The organism is Stenotrophomonas maltophilia group sp. RY12688, from assembly GCF_052149045.1.
Taxonomy (GTDB): Bacteria; Pseudomonadota; Gammaproteobacteria; order Xanthomonadales; family Xanthomonadaceae; genus Stenotrophomonas; species Stenotrophomonas sepilia.
The window spans coordinates 1377823-1398469 of record NZ_CP197389.1 but is presented as its reverse complement, the minus strand read 5'-3'; the positions used below and the strand labels follow the sequence as shown (position 1 = coordinate 1398469).

The window sequence follows — 20647 nt, the reverse complement described above, 5'->3', positions numbered from 1 at the left end:
CCTGTACAGCCGAGCCTGCGCTCGGCTGTCCACAGCGTGGAGATGGCGCTACAGGTGCGTCACCGGCTGCGCGGTGGCCAGTGCGGCGTGTCGTGGTCGGGGTGCTGGTGGGACACGATCGTGGCCAGGAAGTCCAGGGCCGCGATGTCCTCCTCGGTACGCCGTACGGGCAGGCTGGCCAGGCCGTCGACGAAGGGCAGCTTGCGCTCGACCCCGTACTGGATCGTCGGAGGCAGGCGTTCGGCTTCGTCGAACGCGCCGGCAGCCACCGCCACGCCATCGGGCGCTTCGTAGGTCAATGGCGTGCCGCAGTCGGCGCAGAAGCCACGCCGCACCACGTTGGACGACTGGAAATAGCGCGGCTGGCCGCGGGTCCAGCTGAACTGCACGCCGCGCACCGACACCAAGGGCGCGTAGAAGGCACCAAAGGCCTTCTGGCACATCCGGCAATGGCAGATCGAGCTGTCGGTCAGCGCACCACGCACGTGGAAGCGGATCGCGCCGCACTGGCAGCCGCCGCTGTATTCGGGTTGGCCTTGCATGCGATGTCTCCTGGTGGTGCCGGCCGCTGGCCGGCAACCCGTCGGTGCCGAGGGTGCCATGGATGCCGGCCAGCGGCCGGCACTACCACGGTCATCAATATTTCTCTTTCTTCCGCTTGGCCGGCTTGCCCCGCTCAGGCAGCGGCGGCAGCCCGTCACCCTCGTCCTCGCCCCTGTGCTCGACCAGCCGGAAGTCGATCTTGCGCTCTTCCATGCTGGCCTTCAGCACCAGGATGCGCACGCGGTCGCCCAGCCGGTAGCTGCCGCCGCGGCGCTCGCCGGTCAGCGTCTTGCGGGTCGCGTCGAACTTGTAATAGTCCTGCGGCAGCTGGGTCACGTGGACCAGGCCCTGCACCTTCGACTCGTCCAGCTCCACGAACAGGCCGAAGCTGGTCACGCCGCTGATCACGCCGTCGAACTGGCCGCCCACGTGCTTTTCCATCCACGCCGCGCGGTAACGCTCGTCGACCTCGCGCTCGGCCTCGTCGGCACGGCGCTCACGCTCGGAACACTGCAGTGCCAGCGCGGCCATCTCGCGGGCGTTGTAGGTGAACTTGTCCAGCGGCTTGCCGGACAGCGCGTGCTTGATCGCGCGGTGTACCAGCAGGTCGGGATAGCGACGGATCGGCGAGGTGAAGTGCGCGTAGGCCTCCAGCGCCAGGCCGAAGTGGCCGTGGTTCTCCGGGCTGTAGATCGCCAGACTCTGGCTGCGCAGCAACACCGATTCCAGCAGCGTCGCATCGGGGCGGTCGCGGATCTTCTTCAGCAGCTTGGTGTAGTCACCCGGGCGCACCTTCGACCACGGCGGCAGGCTCAGCTTGAACTCCTTGAGGAATTCCAGCAGGTCGGCGTACTTGGTTTCCGGCGGCTTCTCGTGGATGCGGTACGGCGCCGGCACGTGGCGCGACAGCAGGTATTTCGCCGCCTCCACGTTGGCCGCGATCATGCATTCCTCGATCAGCTTGTGCGCGTCGTTGCGCACCAGCATGCCGGCCTGGGTGACTTCACCGCGATTGTCCAGCACGAAGCGCACTTCGCTGCTTTCGAATTCGATGGCACCGCGCTTGGCGCGTGCCTTGGACAGCACCTTGTACAGCTGGTGCAGGCGCTGCACCTGCGGCAACAGGTCGCCCATCCAGGCCTTGGTATCGGCATCGTCCTCGCCGACCGCCTTCCACACCTGGGTGTAGGTCAGGCGCGCGTGCGAATTCATCACCGCCTCGTAGAAGCGCGAATGCGTGACCAGGCCATCGCGGTCGATCTGCATGTCGCAGACGAAGCACATGCGGTCGACTTTCGGCATCAGCGAGCAGATGCCGTTGGACAGCGTCTCCGGCAGCATGGGCACCACGAAGCCCGGGAAGTACACCGAGGTGGCGCGCTTCTGCGCTTCCTCATCCAGCGGCGTACCGGGGCGCACGTAGTTGGAGACATCGGCAATGGCCACCACCAGGCGGAAGCCATCGGCATTTGGCTCGCAGTACACCGCGTCGTCGAAGTCCTTGGCATCCTCACCGTCGATGGTGACCAGTGGCGTGCTGCGCAGGTCGACACGGTCGCCGATCATCGCCGGCTCAACCACCAGCGGCACCGATGCGGCTTCGTCCAGCACCTCCTGCGGGAACTCGAACGGCAGCTCGTGACCGTGGATGGCGGTCTCCACCACCAGCGACGCGGTCAGCTTGTCGCCCAGCACGGCGATGATGCGGCCGATCGGCGGGCGGCGGCTGTCCGGGGCCTGGGTCAGTTCGCAGACCACCAGCTGGCCGTCGCGCGCGCCACCGGTCTGGTCCGGCGGCACCTGCACGTTGCGCTGCACGCGCTTGTCATCGGGCACCACGTAGTTGATGCCCATCTCGATGCTGAAGCGGCCGATCAGGCGGGTCATGCCGCGTTCGAGCACGCGCGCAATGCTGCCCTCGCGACGGCCCCGGTGATCGATGCCGGTCACGCGGGCGAGCACCTTGTCGCCGTGCATCACCTTGCGCATTTCATACGGCGGCAGGAACAGGTCGTCGCCGCCCTCGACCGGACGCAGGAAACCGAACCCTTCCGGGTTGGCGATCACCACGCCGGTGACCAGGTTCAACGTCTGGATCGGGGCGAAACCGCCGCGGCGGTTCTGCACCAGCTGGCCATCACGGACCATGGCACCGAGCCGGCGAGACAGCGCCTCGGCCCGATCCGGTGCGGTCAGGCCCAGGCGTGCACCAAGTTCCTCGGCGGTCTGCGGCCCTTCGCAACGCTCCAGCAGGGCCAGGATGGCCTCGCGGCTGGCGATGGGCTGTTCGTATTTCTCGGCTTCGCGGGCGGCGTAGGGATCGTCGATCACCTTGCCGGTCGGCGGCAGCTTGCGGCCCGGGGCCGGGCCGGGCGCTGCCGCATCAGCGGTGCGGACCTTGCGGCCGCGTGGCGGCGTACCGCCTTCATTCAATTCGGGGAACCAGCCTGGCAGCGGCTTGCCCGGCTTGGGGGTGCGGGCTGCGCCCGCCTTCGGGCCCTTCTTCGGGGCTTGGCTGCGGGACTTGCTCCCGCCCTTGCTTGGTTTTTTGGTAGTCATCGCCCTACATGGTAGCCGTTGATGGCGTGCAGAACGGGTCAGCGCCCGCCCTGGAGGCGTTGGATGAAATAATTTCAGGAAGTCGTTGACAGCTCCCGGATTCATCTTCACAATTGCGCCTCTGGAACGCCCAGGTGGCGGAATTGGTAGACGCACTAGTTTCAGGTACTAGCGGGTAAAACCGTGGAGGTTCGAGTCCTCTCCTGGGCACCAACGAAAAAACTCCTCGCTTCGGCGGGGATTTTTTTTGCCTGCGATCCGGTAGCGGGGTCGGATCCCTTTCCGAAGGAAAGGGCTCTGACCCCAGCGAGTGAGATGGGGTCGTAGCCCATCTCGCAGGCGAAACCGGATCCACCCCAGGCCCACAAAAAGTGTTGACACCCCCGTAACAACACCCCATAATCTCGCTCCTCGACGCCCAGGTGGCGGAATTGGTAGACGCACTAGTTTCAGGTACTAGCGGGTAAAACCGTGGAGGTTCGAGTCCTCTCCTGGGCACCACGTCGAGAATGAGAAAGACCCGCGAAAGCGGGTTTTTTCATGCCCGGAATTTGGCATCAGAACAATGGCCGCAGCACCAGCTCCAGGCCGAGCAGCAGCAGGAAGCCAAGGAAGCACGCCCGAAACACCCGTGCGCTGATGCGCTGCCGGATCACCTGCCCCAGCCACATGCCCAGCAGTGCCGGCACCACCGCCAGTGCACTCAAGCCCAGCTGCTGGATGCCGAACGCACCGTGCAGCACCAGGCCCGTGGTCAGTGCAATCGTCGATACGGTGAACGCCAGCCCGAGCGCCTGCACCAGTTCTTCGCGCTGCAACCCCAGTGATTGCAGGTACGGCACCGCCGGCATCACGAACACGCCGGTGGCGCCGGTCACTACGCCGGACAGCGCGCCCACCAGCGGCCCCAGCCAGCGCTCGCGCCGCTGCGGCACGCGGAACACCGGCGCAAGCAACGCATAGGCGGCATAGACCATCAGGACCACGCCCAGCGCAACGCGCGACCCGCTGCGATCGACCCGTACCAGCAGCGCTGCCGAACCCAGCGTCACCACCACCACGGCCAGCATCATCGGCCACAGGCGCCGCACGATGGGGCCCAGCGCTGGCCCGGACAACAGCTGCCACACATTGGTGACGAAGGTCGGAATGAACAGCATCGACGCTGCCGCCACCGGCGACAGCGTACTGCCCAGCACCCCCATCGCCACCGTCGGCAACCCCATGCCGGTCACCCCCTTGACCACGCCGGCCAATACGAACACCAGCACCAGCAGCACGTAGAAGTACATCGATTCATCCATGCCTTCATTGGATCGGGCGGAGCAACGGCGCACAATGCGGTCTTTCCGGCCCTGCCTTCGGCTGATCCGAAGGCGGTGGCCCTGCGATGAGGGCACCCACATGCGGATGGACATCGCCGACCTGCGCCTGTTCCTGGCAATCGCCGAGGCCGGGAGCATCACTGCCGGCGCAACGCAGGCGAACCTGGCCCTGGGTTCGGCCAGCGAGCGCCTGCGCACGATCGAAGCCGATGCCGGCACCCTGCTGTTGAACCGGCATCCACGTGGCGTCATCCTGACTGAAGCCGGCGCCGCCCTCGCCCACCATGCACGCCTGATCCTGCAACAGCAGGCGCAGCTGCGCGGCGAACTGCAGGCATTCGCGCAGGGGGCGCGCGGCACCCTGCATCTGTATGCCAACACCGCAGCACTGACCAACTACCTGCCCTCGCGGCTCGCACCGTGGTTGGCCGAACGACCCCGCCTGCACGTCGAACTGCTGGAACGCACCAGCCCCGAAGTCGTGCGTGCAATCAGCGCTGGCCAGGCCGAGGCCGGCATCATCAGTGATGCGGTCGACGCCACCGGCCTGCAGCAGCATGTGGTGGCCGAAGATCCGCTGGTGATGCTGCTGCCGGCCGACCACCGCTTCGCCACACGGCGCACGCTGGCCTTCGCCGATATTGCCGGCGAGACCTTCGTTGCCCTGGCCGATGGCAATGCACTGCAGACCTACATCGAAGACCAGGCGCGCGACATCGGTCGCCGACTGGACGTGCGCATCCGCATGAAGACCTTCGAGGGCGTCTGCATCATGGTCGGCCACGGCATCGGTGTCGGTATCGTGCCGCGTACCATTGCGCGCCAGCATCGGCGCAGCACGCATACCGTTGCGGTGCCGCTTGCAGATGCGTGGGCACAGCGCCGCCTGTGCGCCTGTTTCGCCGAGTGGGCGCAGCTGTCACCGGCGATGCGCAGCCTGCTGCACCACCTGGGCGTGCAAGCGCAGAAAATAGTGTGAAATGTTGTTGACACACTCTCTGCCGTGCCGCACAATTCATCTCCTGAGTCGCCCAGGTGGCGGAATTGGTAGACGCACTAGTTTCAGGTACTAGCGGGTAAAACCGTGGAGGTTCGAGTCCTCTCCTGGGCACCACGACTCAAGATGATCAAACCCGCGAAAGCGGGTTTTTTCGTTTCCGGAGGCTGGGTGGCACGCGATGACGTGGATCCACCAGACAGAAACCCCGCCTTGCGGCGGGGTTTTGTGCGTTTCAACGCCAATGGTCGATCAATGCCCACCGCCCGCGGACGCCGCACCTGCGCCTGCGCCGAACGGCGGCTTGGCCAGCCAAAGGAAGGTGATGATCGCCAGGAAGATCCAGCCCAGCAGGAAGAAGATGTCGTTGAAACCCATCTGCGATGCCTGGTGGTTGATCATGTTGTTCAGTACCGCCGCGCCATGTTGCAGGTCGCCCTGCCCCATCGCAGTGACCTGCTCCTGCATGCCCGGCTGATAGGCCGAGATGTGCTCGGTCAGATCGGCATGGTGCACCTGGGTACGCCGCGCCCACAGCCACGTCGTCAGCGAGGCCGCGAAGCTGCCGCCCAGCGTGCGCAGGAACGTCGCCAGGCCGGAGCCCGCCGCGATCTCGCGCCCATCCAGGTCCGACAGCAGGATCTGCAGCACCGGCATGAAGAACAGCGCCACGCCAATGCCCATGATCAGCTGCACGCCGGCCACGTGCATGTAGTCCACCTGCAGATTGAAGTTCGAGCGCAGGAAGCTGGTCATCGACAGCACGATGAACGCCACGGTGGCCAGCATGCGCATATCGAAGCGCGACGCATACTTGCCCACGAACGGCGTCATGATCACCGGCAGGATGCCGATCGGTGCGGTCGCCAGGCCTGCCCAGATCGCGGTATAGCCCATGTCACGCTGCAGCCACTGCGGAATCAGCAACGCCACGCTGAAGAACGCCGCATAGGCCACCACCATCGCCAGCGTGCCGGCACGGAAGTTGCGGTGCCGGAACAGCTTCAGGTCGACGATCGGATCCTTGTCGGTCAGTTCCCAGATCAGGAACACCGTCAGCGTCACCACCGCCACGCAGGCCAGCACCACGATCTTCATCGACGAGAACCAGTCCTCGTCGTTGCCCAGGTCGAGCACCAGCTGCAGCGCGCCGACACCGATCACCAGCGTGATCAGGCCGACGTAGTCCATCTTCGGCTTCTCGATCTGCTCCGGGCGTCCCTTCAGCTGGTTGCCCACCACCAGCGCGGCGAAGATGCCCAGTGGCACGTTGATCAGGAAGATCCATTCCCAGCTGTAGTTGTCGGTGATCCAGCCACCGAGGATCGGGCCGCAGATCGGCGCCACCACCGTGATCATCGCCAGCAGCGCCAATGCCTGTCCGCGTTTCTCGCGCGGGTAGATCGAGACCAGCAGCGACTGTGTGATCGGGTACATCGGACCGGCCACGAAACCCTGCAGCGCACGCGACACCACCAGCATGCCCATGCTCTGCGCAAGGCCGCACAACAGCGAGGTGATGACGAAGGCCAGCGTGGCCCAGACGAACAGTTTGCGTTCGCCGAAACGGCGGCTGAGCCAGCCGGTCAGCGGCAGCGCGATGGCCGTGCTGACCGCGAACGAGGTGATGACCCAGGTCGCCTGCTGCGAACTGGCACCGAGGTTGCCGGCGATGGTCGGCAGCGAGACGTTGGCGATGGTGGTGTCGAGCACCTGCATGAACGACGCCATCGCCAGGCCGACGGTGCACAGGGCGACGCTGGGCGGCAGGAACCCGGAGGCTGCAGCCGGCGCCGCCGGTGCGCCCGGAGCGCCGGGCGCGGCTGGAGCTTGTGCGGACATGGCGACCTCAGCCCACCTTCGCCTGTTGCTGCGGCAGGTTGCCCTGGATGATCGTGTGGATCACCTCGTCGGCATCATGCAGCTGCTTGGCATACACGTCGGTGTCGAACACCGTGCCCTTGGCCGGGGTGCTCGGCAGCACTTCGCCCTTCTGGTCGCGCAGGCTCACTTCGGCCTTCATCGACAGGCCGATGCGCAGCGGGTGCTCGGCCAGCTGCTTGGCATCGATGGCGATGCGCACCGGTACGCGCTGCACGATCTTGATCCAGTTGCCGCTGGCGTTCTGCGCCGGCAGCAGCGAGAACGCCGAGCCGGTGCCCAGGCCCAGGCTCTGGATGCGCCCCTTGTACTTCACGTCGCCGGCGTACAGGTCCGACTTCAGCTCCACTTCCTGGCCCAGGCGCATGTGGCGCAGCTGGGTTTCCTTGAAGTTGGCCTCGACCCACATCTGCTCGGTCGGCACCACGGCCATCAGCGCATTGCCCGGCTGCACGCGCTGGCCGACCTGCACCGAACGACGGGCGACGTAGCCGGAGACCGGCGCAACGATGCCGGCGCGGGCATTGTTGAGGAAGGCCTGGCGCAGCTGCGCAGCGGCGGCCTGCACATCCGGCTGGGTGGCGATCACGGTGTCGTCGACCAGCGCGCGGTTGCGCTCGACGGTCTCGCGTGAACCAGCCACGGCGGCTTCGGCCGCGGCCAGCTCGTCGCGGGCGTGGGCCAGTTCTTCGTTGGAGATGGCGCCGGTGGCGGCCAGGTCCTTGCGGCGGGCGTAGTCTTCGCGCACGCGCTTCAGGGTCACCTGGCGGGCGTTCAGGTCCGCCTGCGCGCCTTCCACGCTGCGGTACAGGCCGCGGGTCTGGCGCACGGTCTTGGCCAGGTTGGCTTCGGCCTGCTGCAGCGCCACTGCGGTGTCGGACGGGTCCAGCTGCACCAGCAGCTGGCCGCGCTCCACGCGCATGCCGTCATCGGCATTGATGGCGACCACGGTGCCGGCCACCAGCGGGGTGATCTGCACCTGGTTGCCCTGCACGTAGGCATCGTCGGTCTCTTCGAACCAACGGCCGAACATGAAGTACCACAGCGCCAAAGCGGCAAGCAGCAGCACGACGATCACGAACAGGCCGCGCAGCAGGTTGCCGCGGCGGTTGGGGGCGGCCGGGGCCGCGGTGTCTTGGGTCTGGCTCATGTCGGAGATCTTCAGGAATGCGAGGAATCGGAATGGGAGGCGATCGGTGCGCGGTCGGCGTCAGTGGGCTGGAAACCACCGCCCAGCGCCTTGCTCAGGCGCACCGAGGACTGCACCTGCTGCGACTGCAGGCCGGCCAGCTGCTGCTGCGACTGCAGCAGGGTGGACTGCGCGGTCAGCACGTCCAGGTAGCTGCCGATGCCGGCACGGTAGCGCTGCTGGGCCAGGTCGAAGGCAGCGCGTGCAGTGTCCACCGCCTGCTGCTGCGACTGCGCCTGCTGTGCCAACGAGCGCACCGCGTTGACCTGGTCGGCCACATCACGCAGCGCATCGAGCACGGTCTGGTTGTAGTTGGCCACCGCCAGGTCGTACTGCGCATCGGTATTGGCCAGGTTGGCGCGCAGCTTGCCGCCCTCGAAGATCGGCAGGCTCAGCGCCGGGCCGATATAGGCAAAGGTGGAGCTGCTCTTCAGCAGGTCGCCCACGTTCGGGGCGACCACGCCGGCCAGCGCGGTCAGGTTGAAGCTCGGGTAGAACTTGGTCTTGGCAACCTTGATCTGCTTGTCGGCCGCTTCAACGCGCCAGCGTGCGGCGACGATGTCGGGGCGGCGGCCAAGCAGTTCGCTGGGCAGCACGCCCGGCAGCTGCAGTGCCACCGGATTCAGCGGCTGCGGGCGCTGGATCGACAGGCCACGGTCCGGGCCCTTGCCGACCAGCGCGGCCAGCGCGGTGCGGGCGGCGTCGATACGCTGCTGGGCGGCCTGCACCTGCTGCTGCGCGGCCGGCACACGGGCCTCGGCCTGGCGCACCTGCAGATCACTGTCGATGCCGGCGCTGCGGCGCTGGCGGGTCAGTTCAAGTGACTTCTGCGAACGGCTCAGCTCTTCCTCGGCTACGTCGTTGAGCTGCCACGCGTAGGCCAGGTCGGCATAGGCCTGGGTGATGCCAGTGGACAGGTTCAGGCGCGCGGCCTGCGCTTCAACGGTGGCGGCGTGGGCGCCGTCCACGGCGGCTTCCCAGGCGGCGCGCTTGCCGCCCCACAGGTCCACGCCATAACTGAAGTCGAAGGCGACCTGGCTGCTGCCGCCGTAACGGCCACCCATCTCGCTGCCGACCATCGATTCGGGCAGGCGCAGGCCGGTGTAGCCACCGGACACCGACAGGCTCGGCAGTTCGTCGGCACGTGCGGTGCCGACCTGGGCCTGGGCCTGGCGCAGGCGGGCATCGGCGGCGTCAAGGCTCGGGTGGCCGGCCAGGCCCTCGGCGACCAGCGCGTCCAGCTGCGCATCACCCAGTGCCTTCCACCAGTCCTGCGCCGGGAAGCCGGTGGCGCTCAGGTCGGTGTCGGCCAAGGTGCGTTCGCTGTGCAGGCTGTCCACGTCAAGCACGTGGCCCTGCGGGTTGAGGCCACGACTGCTGGCGCAGGCGGCCAAGGCCAGGGCCAGCGCTGACACCAGCAGCGCGCGCCCGGACCGGCGGAGAGTGGAATGCGGGATCGGGTTCATGGGGTCGTCAGTGAATCGCGGATTCGGGTAAGGAGGGACAGCAGCAGCGTGCGCTCGTCGGCGGAAAGATCACGCAGGGCGTAATCCATCACCGCGTCGCCACGCAGCTTCAAGCGCGCCCACAGCGCGCGGCCTTCGTCGGTCAGCACGATCTGCAATGCCCGCCGGTCCTGCGCATGCGGTTCGCGGCGGACGCAGCCCAGCGCTTCGAGCTTGTCCAGCAGCCGGGTCACCGCGCTGGGCACCTGATCGATGGCCTGGGCCAGTTCGTTGGCGGTGCACGGCGCCATGTTCGAAAGCACCTTCAACCCGATGTAGTGGGTGAAGCCGATGCCCAGATCTTCTTCAGCCATGGACGCGTCGAGTTGGCGGACCAGGCCGTCGCGCACCTGGCGCAGCAGCAGGCCGAAGCTGGGGGGAGTGGTTGCAGGACAGATCATGGGGGAGCATTCTCTTCCAAAAAAAATATTTCTCAATGGAAATATTTGATCTGGCATCGAATGCTGTGTTGCAGCAGTGGGCTGGATCAGTGAAGGCGCCTACCTTAATGACCTGGCCAGGTGGCCCGGTAGTACAATCTAGCCAATGGATGACACATTTCAGCCAGCAGACATGATGAACAAGGCAGAAATCCCCGCTCCCAGACGCCTGCTCAGGGACGAGGCACTGGACTGGTTCGAGCGCAACGACGGTCCCCCGGTGGTCGGTTTTCGTTTCGACAGCCCGCAAGGGCTGGTCCGTGAAGTGGATTGGCATCATCACCAGCGCGCGCAGCTGATCTGCGTCGAGCGCGGCCTGCTGACCACCCGTACCTCGCACGGCACCTGGTCGCTGGCGCCGGGCTCGGCCGGCTGGATGCCACCGCTGGAGCCGCACACGGTCACCCTCGACGGCCCCCTGCGTGGCTGGGGCATGGCGCTGGCGGCTCCGGTCTGCGCCACCCTGCCCTCCGATCCCTGCGTGCTGGGCCTGTCCAAGCTGGCGCAGGCGCTCGCCGACCGCATCTGTGACTGGCCACCGGGCTACGACACCACCTCCGAACGCCAGCACATCATCGAGGTGCTGGTGGACGAGATCCGCACAGCGCCACGCCAGCGCATGCACCTGCCGATGCCGCATGACCGGCGCCTGCTGAAGATTGCCTCGCAGCTGCTGGCCGACCCGTCCGACGAACGCAGCCTGGCCGAATGGGCGCACTGGGCCGGCCTGTCACCGCGCAGCCTGACCCGCCACTTCCGCGACGAGACCACGCTCAGCTTCGCCCAGTGGCGGCAGCAGGCCCGGCTCTCCGAAGCCCTGCGCCAGTTGACCGATGGCCGCAGCGTCGCCGACATCGCCCACGCACTGGGCTTCAGCAGCGCCAGCGCCTTCGTCACCGTGTTCCGCCGCCACTTCGGGCTGCCACCGGGGCGCTACCTGGCGCGGGCCGGCCACGGCCTGGAAACCGGGCTGGACCCTGCGCGCGGCTTGGCATCCCCCGCCGCATCCGGATAATCACAGGATTGCGAGCGGCGACCGCCGTCGCCGCCTCCCGACATAGGTAACAACGCCGCATGACCGAACTTGCCCGCCCCGTGTTCCACGGATTCGAACAACTGCCGCTGCGCGAGTACGCCGAACGCGCCTACCTCGACTACTCGATGTACGTGGTCCTGGACCGTGCCCTGCCGTTCATCGGCGACGGCCTGAAGCCGGTGCAGCGCCGCATCATCTATTCGATGAGCGAGCTGGGCCTGAATGCCGCGTCCAAGCCGAAGAAGTCCGCGCGCACCGTCGGCGACGTCATCGGTAAATACCACCCGCACGGCGACAGCGCGTGCTACGAGGCGCTGGTGCTGATGGCGCAGCCGTTCTCGTACCGCTACCCGCTGATCGAGGGCCAGGGCAACTTCGGCTCCAGCGACGACCCGAAGTCGTTCGCGGCGATGCGATACACCGAATCCAAGCTGACCCCGATCGCCGAAGTGCTGCTGGGCGAACTGGGCCAGGGCACCACCGACTGGGCACCGAACTTCGACGGCACCCTGCAGGAGCCGACCTGGATGCCGGCGCGGCTGCCGCACCTGCTGCTCAACGGCACCACCGGCATCGCCGTGGGCATGGCCACCGACGTGCCGCCGCACAATCTCAACGAGATCGTCAGCGCGCTGCTGCACCTGCTGGACAACCCCGACGCCACCGTGCGCGACCTGTGCGAACACGTGCAGGGCCCGGACTACCCGTCCAGCGCCGAGATCATCACTGCGGCCAATGACCTGCGCAACATCTACGAGACTGGCAACGGCAGCGTGCGTGCACGCGCGACCTTCACCAAGGAAGCCAGCAACATCGTGATCACGGCGCTGCCGTTCCAGGTGTCGCCGTCGAAGGTGATCGAGCAGATCGCCGCACAGATGCGCGCCAAGAAGCTGCCGTGGCTGGAAGACATCCGCGATGAATCCGACCACGCCAACCCGGTGCGCGTGGTGCTGGTGCCGCGTTCGAACAGGGTCGACGCCGACCAGCTGATGGGCCACCTGTTCGCCACTACGGACCTGGAGCGCAGCTACCGCGTCAACCTCAACGTGATCGGGCTGGACGGCCGTCCGCAGGTGAAGAACCTGAAGACGCTGCTCAGCGAATGGCTGACCTTCCGCAGCAACACCGTCACCCGCCGCCTGCAGCACCGCCTGCAGAAGGTCGAGCGCCGCCTGCACCTGCTGGAAGGCCTGCTGGTCGCCTTCCTCAACCTGGACGAGGTGATCCACATCATCCGTACCGAGGACGAACCGAAGGCGGCGCTGATCGCGCGCTTCGGACTGTCCGAGGAACAGGCCGAGTACATCCTGGAAACCAAGCTGAAGCAGCTGGCCCGCCTGGAAGAGATGAAGATCCGCGGCGAGCAGGAAGAGCTGGCCAAGGAGCGCGAGAAGATCCTCGGCATCCTCGACAGCAAAGCCAAGCTGAAGAAGCTGATCCGCGATGAACTGACCGCCGACGCCAGGAAGTTCGGCGACGCACGCCGTTCGCCGCTGGTGCAGCGCCAGGCGGCGCAGGCCATCGACGAGACCGAGCTGGTGCCGAGCGAACCGATGACCGTGGTGCTGTCGGAGAAGGGCTGGATCCGTGCCGCCAAGGGCCACGACGTCGATGCATCTGCCCTGTCCTACCGTGAAGGCGACGGACTGCAGGGCGCGGTGCGCGCACGCAGCACCCAGCAGGTCGCGTTCCTCGACAGCGAGGGCCGCGCCTACTCGACGCCGGTGCACACCCTGCCCTCCGCGCGTGGCAATGGTGAACCGCTGACCGGCCGCTTCTCGCCGGCACCGGGCACCAGCTTCGTGACCCTGGCCAGCGCCGAGCCGGACACCCGCTTCGTGCTGGCCTCCAGCCACGGTTATGGCTTCGTCACCCGCTTCGAGAACCTGATCGGCCGCAACAAGGCCGGCAAGGCGATGCTGAACCTGTCTGCAGGTTCGTCGGTGCTGACCCCGTCGGCAGTGGCCAACGTCGCCACCGACCGCATCGTTGCAGTGACCAGCTCCGGCAACCTGCTGGCGATCGCCGCCAACGACCTGCCGGAACTGGACAAGGGCAAGGGCAACAAGATCATCGAGATCCCGAAGGCCAAGCTCGCCACCGAACGCGTGGTCGCCATCGTGGCGATCAGCCCGGGGCAGACCCTGCAGGTCCGCGCCGGCCAGCGCACGATGGGGCTGAAGTTCAACGAGCTCGACGCCTACCTCGGCGCCCGCGCCACCCGCGGCCACCTGCTGCCGCGCGGCTGGCAGAAGGTGGAAGGGTTGTCGGTGGAGTGAGGAGCACCGGGGTCGGATCCCTTTCCACCGGAAAGGGCTCTGACCCCGGACACCGCCCCTGGCAGGTGTCAACATTGGTTGACACGCATTACCCCGGTCCACGCCAACCTCGGTTGGCGATTTCCATCCCAATGGGGTCAGAGCCGTTTTCGTCGAAAACGGATCTGACCCCAGACACGAAAAAGCCGGGGATTCCCCGGCTTTTTCGTTGTCGGCTGGCGGGCGGTGGAGCAGCTGGCGGGCGAAGGCTGGCTGGCGGTGCTCCGGTGCTGGCGGGCGACAGAACGCTGTGCTTCGTCTGGTAGAGCTGACTGTTAGTCGGCTGCCCTTTGGAGAGCGGCCGACTAACAGTCGGCCCTACCGGATCGGGGTGCCGGCTCAGTGCGCCGGGGCGCCGCTGCCGTCGATCTTGCTCAGCTGGTACAGCTCCAGGCCGATGCGCTTGATCAGGCCCAGCTGCTGTTCCAGCCACCAGGCGTGGTCTTCTTCGGTGTCCTTCAACTGCGCCAGCAGGATGTCGCGGCTCACGTAGTCGCCCTTCTCCTCGCACAGCTTCATGCCGGCGGCGAGATTGTTCCGAACGGCGTATTCAGTGTCGAGATCCTTCTGCAGCATCTCTTCGACGGTTTTGCCCGGCTCGGTGGCATGCGGGCGCATGTCCGGGTCGCCGCCCAGGAACAGGATCCGGCGCAGCAGCGCATCGGCGTGCTGGGTTTCCTCTTCCATCTCGTGGTTCAGGCGTTCGTAAAGTGCGAACAGGCCCTGATCCTCGTAGCGGCGGGAATGGATGAAGTACTGGTCGCGGGCAGCGAGCTCGCCACGCAGCAGTTCCTTCAGGCAGGCGATGACGTCCGGGTTGCCTTTCATGGGGGGGGCTCCTGTGAATCGATGTGGCATAGGGTGCCGCATTTCAGAATACGGTGATCTAATCGGAATCAGTCGCAGTTGCGCCTGCGGCTACAATCGGCCCACGAGTTCGGAAAGGACGTGCGATGCGACGTACATGGCGTTGGGTGCTGGGCGTATTGATCGCCATCGTCCTGGTCACCGCCCTGGTGCTGTGGCTGCTGCTGCGCGGCAGCCTGGCCGATCTGGACGGCGAGCATGCGTTGCCGGGACTGGCGAAGCCGGTCACCCTCGAACGCGATGCGCTGGGCGTGGTCACCATCACGGCCGGCAGCCAGGCCGACGCGATGCGCGCACTCGGCCGCATACACGCGCAGGAACGCTACTTCGAGATGGACCTGATGCGCCGCAGCGCCGCCGGCGAACTGTCCGCACTGTTCGGACCGAAGGCCATCGACGCCGACAAGCGCATGCGCGTGCACCGTTTGCGCGCACGCACCGAGGCACACATGGACGCTGCATTGGGCGACAACGGCGACGCCGTGCGCGCCTACGTGGACGGCGTCAACGAAGGCCTTGCCGACCTCTCCGTGCGGCCGTGGGCGTACCTGCTGCTGCGGCAGTCACCGCAGCCTTGGCAGGCCAGCGACAGCGTGCTGACCGGGCTGGCCATGTACGCCGACCTGCAGGATCCCGGCAACCAGACCGAGCTTGCGCTCAGCCGCATCCGCGCGGTGGTGCCGTCGGCGCTGTACGCACTGATCGCCCACGACGGCACTGAATGGGATGCACCGCTGTTCGGCGAACCGACCGGCAACGCCACGCTGCCCGATGCCAGCCAGCTGGACCTGCGCACGCTGAAGGGAAAACCGGGCACCGGGCAGGAAGAAGCCGACGCCGTCGGTAGCAACAACTTCGCGGTGGCCGGTGCGCTCACCGCCGACGGCCGCGCCATTGTTGCCGACGACATGCACCTGGGCCTGCGCGCACCCAGCCTGTGGTTCCGCGTGCGCCTGCGCTACCCCGACCCGCAGGCCGCTGGCGGCCAGGTCGACGTCACCGGCTTCTCGCTGCCGGGCCTTCCGGCCGTGATCGTCGGCAGCAACGGGCACGTCGCCTGGGGTTTCACCAACAGCTACATTGACACGGCGGACTACCGCACCGAACCGGCCAATGCCGCAGTGACGGTGCATGAAGAACGGATTGCGGTGGCCGGCCAGGCCGATGTGCGGTTCCCGGTACGCGAAACCGCCTGGGGACCGATCCTGCACACGCATGCCGATGGCAGCGGCGACGCGCTGCGCTGGGTCGCCCAGCTGCCCGGTGCGGTGCGCCTGGACTTCGGTGACCTGGCCCGCGCCGGTGATCTGGACGCAGCCCTGCAGTTCGCCGACCACGCCGGCATTCCCGCACAGAACCTGGTGATCGGCGACCGCAGCGGACGCATCGCCTGGCGCCTGATCGGCGCCCGCCCGGATCGCGGTCCGGGCTGCGCGCCGGCCGGCTTCAACGCCGCCCACAACCAGGACTGCGCCCCCTGGCCGATCCGCAGCGATGCCTCGCCGGCATTGATCGATCCCCCCAACCATCGCCTGTGGACCGCCAACGGCCGCGTCCTCGACGGCGAGGCGCTGGCTACCGTCGGCAATGGCGGTTATGACCTGGGTGCCCGTGCGCGGCAGATCCGCGACCTGCTGGCGATCCAGGAGCGCTTCGATGAACACGACCTGCTGGCGATCCAGCTCGACGATCGCGCGGTGTTCCTGCAGCGCTGGTGGGCGCTGCTGCACGACGTCATCGAACGCAGTGACGACCCTGCACTGAAGCGCTTGAAGGAGGCCAGCCATCAATGGGGCGGCCGTGCCTCGGCCAGCTCGGTCAGCTACCGGGTGGTGCGTGAGTTCCGTACGCAGGTGATGAACACACTGTCCGATGCACTGCTGGCACCGGCCAATGCGCAGCTGGGCGATGACTATCTGGAGCCGCGCCTGGCGCAGCTGGAAGGCGTGGCCTGGCCGATGCTGCAGCAGCGGCCGGCCAATCTGCTGCCACCGGCCTTCGACAGCTGGGATGCACTACTGATCGACGCCGCACGCCGTACCGAGAGCGAGCTGGCCAGGCAGGGCCCACTGGCCAAGCGCAGCTGGGGCGAACGCAATACGGCGGCGATCTGCCACCCCATCGCACGGGCGCTGCCGGACATCGCCAAACACTGGCTGTGCATGCCGGCCGACCGCCTGCCCGGCGACCGCGACATGCCGCGCGTGCAGACGCCGAACTTCGGCGCTTCCGAGCGCATGGTGGTTTCACCGGGCCACGAGGCCGACGGCATCGTGCACATGCCCGGCGGCCAGAGTGGGCATCCACTGTCGCCCTACTGGGGTGCCGGCCACGAAGACTGGGTGCATGGCCGGCCGACGCCGTTCCTGCCCGGCAAGGCGCAGCACACCATGACGCTGGTGCCAGCGCGGTAGTGCCGGCCGCTGGCCGGCATCCATGCAGGTGCATCCAGCATCATGAGGTTGCCGGCCAGCGGCCGGCACTACCGTTCAACGCTCAGCCCCTACGCCGCTCGATCAGGTTCAACAGTGGCCCAGTCATCGCCGTTGTCACCAGCGCCATGATCACCAGCACGGCGAACAGCCGGTCACCGAGCAGGCCAAGTTCGTAGCCCAGGTTGAGCACGATCAGCTCCATCAGGCCACGGGTGTTCATCAGTGCACCCAGCCGCCACGCCTCACGGGCGGGCATGCCGGCACTGCGTGCGGCACTGAAGGTGCCCAGCAGCTTGCCCGTCGTGGCTACCGCGATCACCACCACGCACAACAGGCCATCGCTGGCCTGCAGTGTATCGGCGCGCATGCGCAGGCCGGTCATGGCGAAGAACAGCGGCAGCAGCAGCGTCACCGCGAACGGTTCGACGCGCGCCATCAGCAGCTCGCGCAACTGCACATTGGACGACACCGCCACGCCCGCTGCGAACGCACCGAACAGCGCATGGATGCCGAGCATCTCGGTGACCAGGGCACTGGCCAGCGACAGCAGCAGGGTGCCCAACAGCCACCGCCCCTCACGGCCCGGCGCGATCTGCTGGCGGGCGAACCACGGCCTCACCAGCCCCAGCATCAGCGCCACGAACGCGACCACGCACAGCAGGTTGAGGCTGGCCGGCAGCCATCCGCTGGCCTGGGCGGCGGCCACGATCAGCGCCAGCAGGCACCACGCGGTGGCATCACCCAATGCAGCGCAGGCGATGGCGGTCTGACCCAGCGGGGTCTGCGTGATGCCGCGATCGGCAAGGATGCGCAGCAACACGGGGAAGGCGGTGATGCTCATCGAAATGCCGACGAACAGTGCGAATGCCGTGAAGCCCACCCCCTGTGGGCCGTGCTGCGGGTACAGCCAGATCGCCAGGGCGACGCCAAGCACGAACGGCACCGCGATGCCGGCATGGCTGACCGTAAAGGCGAAACGCCGGCGTCCACGCAGCGCCGCCAGGTCCAGCTCGGCACCGGCCACCAGCAGGAACATCAGCACACCCAACTGGCTGAGCATGCCCAGCGGGCCCAGCGAGCTGGGCGGGAACAGGGCTCCATGCAGCGGCGGCAACAGGCTGCCGAGCATCAATGGGCCCATCATCAGGCCGGCGGCCATCTCGCCGATCACCGCCGGTTGTCCAAAGTGCTTGAGCAGCGCGCCTGCGCCCTTGGCCACCAGCAGCAGCACCAGCAGCTGCAGCAGGAACAGGCCCAGCGGCGACGCCAGATGCTGCACCCAGGTGGCTTCAGCCGTGGCCGTGGCACGGGCAACAGCTTCGGGCGCCGCCGGCCCGGCATAACGGGCCAGCAGCACGCCGACCAGCAGCGGGACCCCGGCCCAGGCCAGGTAGCGCCATCCCCACTTCGTCGGTGGCACCTGGCCCCCGCTGTGTACGTCCATGAACATTCCCCAATGTGCAGGGGGGCGATCATACAAAAAGGGGACGGAGGGGATTAAGTCGTTGGTGGCACAAGCGCCCCGGCCCCCCTCCGGCCCCTTTTCGGGGCTTACGCCAGTGCCTGCTCGTGCACGCCAGCGATCGCACGCCCCGACGGATCTGCAGCAGCGGCGAAGCTGGCATCCCACGCGATCGCCGCTGGCGACGAGCAGGCGATGGACTTGCCACCCGGCACGGTCTCGGCGGCCGCCCGGCTCGGGAAGAACTGCTCGAACAGATGACGGTAGTAGTAGGCCTCCTTGGTCTGCGGCGGGTTGTGCGGGAAGCGCTTGTCGGCCGCTGCCAGCACACGGTCGCTCACCTGAGCTTCGGCATGCGCCTTCAGCCCATCGATCCAGCCATAGCCAACGCCATCGCTGAACTGCTCCTTCTGCCGCCACAGGATGCTGTCCGGCAGGTAGCCATCGAACGCCTCGCGCAGCACCGCCTTCTCGATGCGGCGGCTACCAAAGCCTGCACCGACCATCTTGTGCGCGGCGTCGAAGCGCATCGCCACATCGAGGAATTCGCGATCCAGGAACGGCACCCGCGGCTCCACACCCCAGGCCATCATCGACTTGTTGGCGCGCAGGCAGTCGTAGTTGTGCAGCGCGTCGAGCTTGCGCACCAGCTCGTCGTGGAACTCACGCGCATCCGGCGCCTTGTGGAAGTACAGGTAACCACCGAAGATCTCGTCGCTGCCCTCGCCGGAAAGCACCATCTTCACCCCCATGGCCTTGATCCGCCGTGCCAGCAGGAACATCGGCGTCGATGCGCGGATGGTGGTGACGTCGTAGGTCTCGATATGGCGGATCACTTCCGGCAGTGCATCAAGGCCCTCCTCGAAGGTGTACTCGAAGCCGTGATGCACGGTGCCCAGCGCTTCGGCGGCGATGGCGGCAGCGGCCAGATCGGGAGAGCCCTTCAAGCCGATCGCGAACGAGTGCAGGCGCGGCCACCAGGCTTCGGTCTGCCCCCCATCCTCGATGCGACGGCGTGCATAGCGCGCGGCCACCGCCGCCACCAGCGACGAGTCCAGGCCACCAGACAACAGCACGCCGTACGGCACATCGCTCATCAGCTGGCGTTCCACCGCATGCTCGAAGGCCTGGCGCAGTTCGGCCAGATCGGCCTGGCGACCCTGCACGTCAGCGTAGTCGCGCCACGGCTGCTGGTAGTAGCGCACCAGCTCACCACTGGCACTGTCGAAATAGTGGCCCGGCGGGAACTGCGCGACGTCGGCACAGGTATCGACCAGTGCCTTCATTTCCGAGGCGACGCGCAGGCGTCCCTGGGCATCGTGGCCCCAGTACAGCGGCACCACGCCGACCGGGTCGCGCGCCACCAGCACACGACCGGCACCACGGTCCCACAGCGCGAATGCGAAGATGCCATTGAGCTGCTCCAGCCACTGCGCCGGCGAAGCGCCCTGGCGGTACAGCGCATTGATCACTTCACAGTCCGAACCGGTCTGGAAGTCATAGGCGGTGGTCAGTGCGGCCTTCAGTTGCTGGTGGTTGTAGATCTCGCCGTTGACCGCCAGCGCCAGCTGGCCGTCGGCCGACAGCAGTGGTTGCGAGCCGCCGGCCGGGTCGACGATGGCCAACCGCTCGTGGACCAGCAGCGCGCCTTCGTCAAGATACACGCCGCTCCAGTCCGGGCCGCGGTGGCGCTGGCGCTGCGACAGTTCCAGCGCATGGCGGCGCAGGGCCGGAAGATCGTCACCGGCCTGCAGGCCGAAGATTCCGAAGATCGAACACATGGGGGAGCTCCTGTTGGGGGAATTTCACGGGTGGGAGGGTGTTCGACCGGCCATCCAGGCCCGGGTGGGGCTGCGCCCGGGCACAAAAAAAACCCGCATCGACCGATGCGGGTTTTCTGGTGTCCGGGCGTGTGTTGCTGTCTATCTACCCAGGGCGCAGTCCCGCATCGGCCGCGCACGATTATTCGCGCGCAGATTATTGCGGTTGTTGTTATTGACGGCGGTGGCCAGGCGGATCGACATGGCATCGACCCTACCCCGGTTTCCGGCACGGCGCAACCGTTGCGTTGGCAACCACTCCCCGCG

14 protein-coding genes and 3 tRNA genes are annotated in these 20647 nt (G+C 67.0%); 7 read left to right on the top strand and 10 right to left on the bottom strand.

What is annotated here, in order from left to right:
- Positions 1–59: 59 nt before the first annotated feature.
- Entirely contained in the window at positions 60–542 is a 483-nt protein-coding gene (locus ACS0OT_RS06440) for a GFA family protein (protein WP_005415882.1), read from the bottom strand.
- Positions 543–636: 94 nt separating this feature from the next.
- Positions 637–3102, bottom strand: a complete 2466-nt coding sequence (rnr, locus tag ACS0OT_RS06435) for a ribonuclease R (RefSeq protein WP_329888765.1) — start codon at positions 3100–3102, stop codon at positions 637–639.
- Positions 3103–3230: 128 nt separating this feature from the next.
- On the opposite strand from rnr, the gene ACS0OT_RS06430 reads away from it, so the two are divergent.
- A tRNA-Leu gene (locus ACS0OT_RS06430) sits at positions 3231–3315 on the top strand.
- Positions 3316–3518: 203 nt separating this feature from the next.
- A tRNA-Leu gene (locus ACS0OT_RS06425) sits at positions 3519–3603 on the top strand.
- Positions 3604–3659: 56 nt separating this feature from the next.
- Here ACS0OT_RS06425 and ACS0OT_RS06420 read toward each other — a convergent pair.
- Positions 3660–4406, bottom strand: coding sequence for a sulfite exporter TauE/SafE family protein (locus ACS0OT_RS06420; RefSeq protein ID WP_279946608.1), 747 nt, complete (start codon positions 4404–4406; stop codon positions 3660–3662).
- Between the two features lie 100 nt (positions 4407–4506).
- Here ACS0OT_RS06420 and ACS0OT_RS06415 point away from each other — a divergent pair, with 100 nt between their 5' ends.
- A complete protein-coding gene (locus ACS0OT_RS06415) occupies positions 4507–5406 on the top strand; it encodes a LysR family transcriptional regulator (RefSeq protein ID WP_279946607.1) in 900 nt (299 codons plus the stop codon).
- Between the two features lie 50 nt (positions 5407–5456).
- Positions 5457–5541: transfer RNA gene (locus ACS0OT_RS06410), tRNA-Leu, on the top strand.
- 135 nt (positions 5542–5676) lie between these two features.
- On the opposite strand, the gene emrB is transcribed toward ACS0OT_RS06410, so the two are convergent.
- Genes emrB through emrR form a run of 4 tightly spaced genes read right to left on the bottom strand, consistent with a single transcriptional unit; the run spans position 5677 to position 10400 of the window.
- Positions 5677–7266: a multidrug efflux MFS transporter permease subunit EmrB gene (gene emrB / locus ACS0OT_RS06405; protein WP_065186080.1), complete on the bottom strand. Its 1590-nt coding sequence runs from the start codon at positions 7264–7266 to the stop codon at positions 5677–5679.
- Between the two features lie 7 nt (positions 7267–7273).
- Positions 7274–8455 carry a multidrug efflux MFS transporter periplasmic adaptor subunit EmrA gene (gene emrA, locus ACS0OT_RS06400; protein ID WP_021204129.1) on the bottom strand — a complete coding sequence of 394 codons (1182 nt, stop codon included), beginning with the start codon at positions 8453–8455 and terminating at the stop codon, positions 7274–7276.
- A gap of 11 nt (positions 8456–8466) precedes the next feature.
- Positions 8467–9960: a multidrug efflux transporter outer membrane subunit EmrC gene (gene emrC / locus ACS0OT_RS06395; RefSeq protein WP_253137532.1), complete on the bottom strand. Its 1494-nt coding sequence runs from the start codon at positions 9958–9960 to the stop codon at positions 8467–8469.
- A complete protein-coding gene (emrR, locus tag ACS0OT_RS06390) occupies positions 9957–10400 on the bottom strand; it encodes a multidrug efflux system transcriptional regulator EmrR (RefSeq protein ID WP_005415875.1) in 444 nt (147 codons plus the stop codon). Before emrR ends, emrC begins: the two co-directional genes overlap by 4 nt.
- A 172-nt stretch (positions 10401–10572) precedes the next feature.
- Here emrR and ACS0OT_RS06385 point away from each other — a divergent pair, with 172 nt between their 5' ends.
- Both ACS0OT_RS06385 and parC read left to right on the top strand, forming a co-directional pair.
- Complete coding sequence (locus ACS0OT_RS06385) at positions 10573–11454, top strand: helix-turn-helix domain-containing protein (protein ID WP_005415874.1); 882 nt, start codon at positions 10573–10575, stop codon at positions 11452–11454.
- Positions 11455–11513: 59 nt separating this feature from the next.
- Positions 11514–13757, top strand: a complete 2244-nt coding sequence (gene parC, locus ACS0OT_RS06380; RefSeq protein WP_005415873.1) for a DNA topoisomerase IV subunit A — start codon at positions 11514–11516, stop codon at positions 13755–13757.
- 378 nt (positions 13758–14135) lie between these two features.
- Here the strand turns inward: parC and bfr are convergent, their stop codons facing one another.
- Positions 14136–14624 carry a bacterioferritin gene (bfr, locus tag ACS0OT_RS06375; RefSeq protein WP_005415872.1) on the bottom strand — a complete coding sequence of 163 codons (489 nt, stop codon included), beginning with the start codon at positions 14622–14624 and terminating at the stop codon, positions 14136–14138.
- A 125-nt stretch (positions 14625–14749) separates the two neighbouring features.
- Between bfr and ACS0OT_RS06370 the strand changes: the two genes are divergently transcribed.
- Positions 14750–17077, top strand: a complete 2328-nt coding sequence (locus ACS0OT_RS06370) for a penicillin acylase family protein (protein WP_442256090.1) — start codon at positions 14750–14752, stop codon at positions 17075–17077.
- Positions 17078–17159: 82 nt separating this feature from the next.
- Here ACS0OT_RS06370 and ACS0OT_RS06365 read toward each other — a convergent pair whose 3' ends face one another.
- The gene (locus ACS0OT_RS06365; RefSeq protein WP_065177427.1) at positions 17160–18548 is read right to left on the bottom strand and encodes a cation:proton antiporter domain-containing protein; all 1389 of its coding nucleotides are present in this window, start codon (positions 18546–18548) and stop codon (positions 17160–17162) included.
- Between the two features lie 101 nt (positions 18549–18649).
- On the bottom strand, positions 18650–20341 hold the full coding sequence (asnB, locus tag ACS0OT_RS06360) for an asparagine synthase B (RefSeq protein WP_164093680.1): 1692 nt from the start codon (positions 20339–20341) through the stop codon (positions 18650–18652).
- Between the last annotated feature and the right edge of the window lie 306 nt (positions 20342–20647).